Source organism: Rhizobacter sp. (assembly GCF_035702065.1).
Taxonomy (GTDB): Bacteria; Pseudomonadota; Gammaproteobacteria; order Burkholderiales; family Burkholderiaceae_C; genus Rhizobacter.
In genome coordinates this window covers 1-2,574 of sequence record NZ_DASSRA010000256.1, presented here as the reverse complement: position 1 = coordinate 2,574, position 2,574 = coordinate 1, and the positions used below count along the sequence as shown (strand labels likewise).

The window sequence follows — 2,574 nt, the reverse complement described above, 5'->3', positions numbered from 1 at the left end:
GACGCGCGCCGCCTAGCGCAGGACGTGGCGCTGGCGGTGCAGGCCGCGCTGCTGAAGCAGCACGCGCCGGACGTCGTCTTCACCGCCTTCTGCAGTTCGCGCCTCGGCGGCGACTGGGGCCAGGCCTTCGGCACCTTGAATGCCAGCACCGATTTCGATTCCATCATCAACCGGGCCATGCCATGAGCGACCTGATCCTCCATCACTACGACGGCTCGCCCTTCTCGGAGAAGGTGCGCCTGATCCTCGGCTACAAAGGCTTGGCCTGGAAGTCGGTGAAGGTGCCCGTGATGCTGCCCAAGCCCGACGTGGTGGCGCTTACCGGCGGCTACCGCCGCACGCCTTTCCTGCAGATGGGCGCCGACGTCTATTGCGATACGGCGCTGATGTGCCAGGTGATCGACACGCTGGCGCCTCAGCCACCGCTCTATCCCGTGGCAGCCTCGGGCCTGCAGCACCTGCTCGCGCAGTGGGCTGACACAACGCTCTTCTGGACCGCCATTCCCTACACCATGCAACCGGCCGGTGCGGCCTACCTGTTCCAGGGTGCGCCGCCGGAGTTCCTGAAGGCCTTCGGCGCCGACCGTGCCGCCATGACGCCGCACCTGCGCCGTGCCACAGTGCCGGATGCGACAGCCCAGCTGACGAGCTACTTCGGCTGGCTGGAGTCGGAGCTGGCCGATGGCCGCTCCTTTCTGCTCGGCACCAAGCCCTGCATCGCCGACTTCTCGGTGGCGCAATCGATCTGGTACATCCGCCGCGCTCCGCCGGTGGCTTCGGTGCTTGCACCCTTCAGCAAGTTGATCGCGTGGTACGAGCGCGTCGCCGCCTTTGGCCATGGCACGCCGGAGAAGATGTCGAGCGCCGATGCCATCGCCTTGGCTGCCGGCTTCGGCAAGTACGCTGCCACGCAGGTCGAGCCCGGTGCCGGCTTCATGGCTGGCGATGCCGTGACGGTCGCGCCAACTGACTACGCCACCGACATCGTGCCCGGCACGCTGGTCGGCCTCACGCAGCATGAGGTGGTGATCGCCCGCACTGACGAACGTGCCGGCACGGTGCATGTGCACTTCCCGCGCATCGGCTACCAGATCAAGAAGCCCAAGATCGACACAGGAGAAAGCAAGTGAAGAACTTCAAAGGCGGTACCGCCGTCATCACCGGCGCAGGCTCGGGCTTCGGCCTGGAGGCCTCGCGCATCGCGGCCCGCGAGGGCATGAACGTCGTCATGGCCGATGTGCAGGCCGATGCGCTCGAACTGGCCGTGAACGAGATCAAGGGCCTGGGCGCGCAGGTGCTGCCCTTCAAGCTCGACGTGGCGAAGGCCTCTGACGTCGAAGCCATGGGCACGGCCACGTTCGAGCGCTTCGGCGCACCCACCTTCGTGTTCAACAACGCCGGCGTCGGCGGTGGTGGCCTGATCTGGGAGCAGTCGCTCAAGGACTGGGAGTGGATCGTCGGCGTCAACCTGATGGGCGTGGCGCACGGCGTGCGCGTCTTCACGCCGATGATGCTGGAGGCCGCGAAGAAGAACCCGGCCTACGAGGGCCACATCGTCAACACCGCCTCGATGGCCGGCATGCTGAACGCGCCCAACATGGGCGTCTACAACGTGACCAAGCACGCGGTGGTGGCCTTGAGCGAAACGCTGTACCAGGATCTGCGCCTCGTCACCGACCAGGTCAGTGCCTCGGTGCTGTGCCCGTACTTCGTGCCCACCGGCATCCACAACAGCCAGCGCAACCGCCCGGCCGACATGCAGCGCGATGCCAAGCCGACCAAGAGCCAGCTGATCGCGCAGGCGATGAGCAGCAAGGCGGTTTCCAGCGGCAAGGTCACGGCCGCGATGATCGCGCAGCGTGTGTTCGACGCCATGGCCGAACGCCAGTTCTACATCTTCAGCCACCCGCACGCGCTGGGCAGCGTGCAGACGCGCCTGGAAGACATCATGAACGTGCGCAACCCGACCGACCCCTTCGCGCACAAGCCGGAGCTCGGCGAGCAGCTGCGCGCCGCGCTGCGTTCGGCCGACTGAGCCGATTCGGGTGAGCGGCGCGGGCTCGCAGACAATGCGGGCCCCGCCATCGAACGACTCACCATGACTTCTTCTTCCCACCAGCCCCGCGTCGCCGTCATTGGCGGCGGCCCCGCCGGGCTGATGGCGGCCGAGGTGCTGGCCCAGGGCGGCGTGCAGGTCGATGTGTACGACGGCATGCCCTCCGTGGGACGCAAGTTCCTGCTGGCCGGCAAGGGCGGGTTGAATCTCACTCACAGCGAGGCCTTCGAGAGCTTCCTATCCCGCTACGGCAACCGCAGCGCCCAAGTGGAACCGTGGCTGCGTGAGTTCGGCCCGCAGGCAGTGCGTGACTGGGTGCACGGCCTTGGGGTGAGCACCTTCGTCGGCACCTCGGGGCGTGTGTTCCCCACCGACATGAAGGCGGCGCCGTTGCTGCGTGCCTGGCTGCAGCGCCTGCGCGCGAGCGGCGTGCGCTTCCACATGCGGCACCGGTGGTGCGGCTTCGGCGACGGATTGGCCTTGCGCATGCTGTCGCCGCAGGGTGAGCAGATCGTCGA

3 protein-coding genes and 1 pseudogene are annotated in these 2,574 nt (G+C 67.2%); all 4 read left to right on the top strand.

What is annotated here, in order from left to right; translation table 11 throughout:
* A pseudogene (locus tag VFL64_RS11700) lies at window positions 1–186 on the top strand (DNA alkylation response protein); the annotation flags it as partial.
* Entirely contained in the window at window positions 183–1,130 is a 948-nt protein-coding gene (locus VFL64_RS11695; protein WP_489540553.1) for a glutathione S-transferase family protein, read from the top strand. The pseudogene VFL64_RS11700 and the gene VFL64_RS11695, both read left to right, overlap by 4 nt.
* Entirely contained in the window at window positions 1,127–2,035 is a 909-nt protein-coding gene (locus tag VFL64_RS11690) for an SDR family oxidoreductase (protein ID WP_489540552.1), read from the top strand. The genes VFL64_RS11695 and VFL64_RS11690 overlap by 4 nt, the downstream gene beginning before the upstream one ends.
* A 63-nt stretch (window positions 2,036–2,098) precedes the next feature.
* The coding region (locus VFL64_RS11685; protein ID WP_489540551.1) for an NAD(P)/FAD-dependent oxidoreductase at window positions 2,099–2,574 on the top strand (476 nt) is incomplete at its 3' end.

What these genes read in the sequence shown, in the direction of transcription:
- VFL64_RS11695 (WP_489540553.1), top strand. Translation starts at nt 183, where the DNA reads ATGAGCGACCTGATCCTCCATCACTACGACGGCTCGCCCTTCTCGGAG.